Consider the following 470-nt stretch of genomic DNA (forward strand, 5'->3'; position numbering starts at 1 on the left):
GAGCAATAAATGAAGAAACAAATGATTCGGATATAATATTAAGTCAATTTAAAATAGATGAATCCGAAAGTAATGCTGATTTAATGACATTTGATTTAAGTCTCAAGATTAATCAGTCAATATTGAAAAGTAAAACAACTATTATTGAATTAGATAAATCAATTAAAATTAATGAACCAAATGAGGCTAACAGACAAAAGTCAACAGCATCTTATACTGCTGACGAAAATAGATTGACAATAGACCTTAATTCACTAAATACAAGCGAAGTGAAAGTCAATTTCTCAATCTCTAAAGAACTTTTGAAAAACTTTGAGCGATTAACAGCCAAATTAAATGATAGCCAGGTTGATGTATTGTTGCCAAAAACGAGTTCAACTTCAGAAACTCCAAGTAAGTCAACTTCCACTGTGACTCAAAATACTGTTATACCTGAAATCAAAGAAAAAGAAAGTAGTACGACTAAACAT

General features: G+C 29.6%; 1 protein-coding gene. It reads left to right on the plus strand.

The features are described from left to right. A partial coding sequence (locus tag K1I44_RS15055; protein ID WP_219986632.1) for a hypothetical protein occupies positions 1–470 on the plus strand: 470 nt, incomplete at both ends.

The organism is Anoxybacillus sp. ST4 (assembly GCF_019448545.1).
GTDB lineage: Bacteria > Bacillota > Bacilli > Bacillales > Anoxybacillaceae > Anoxybacillus > Anoxybacillus pushchinoensis.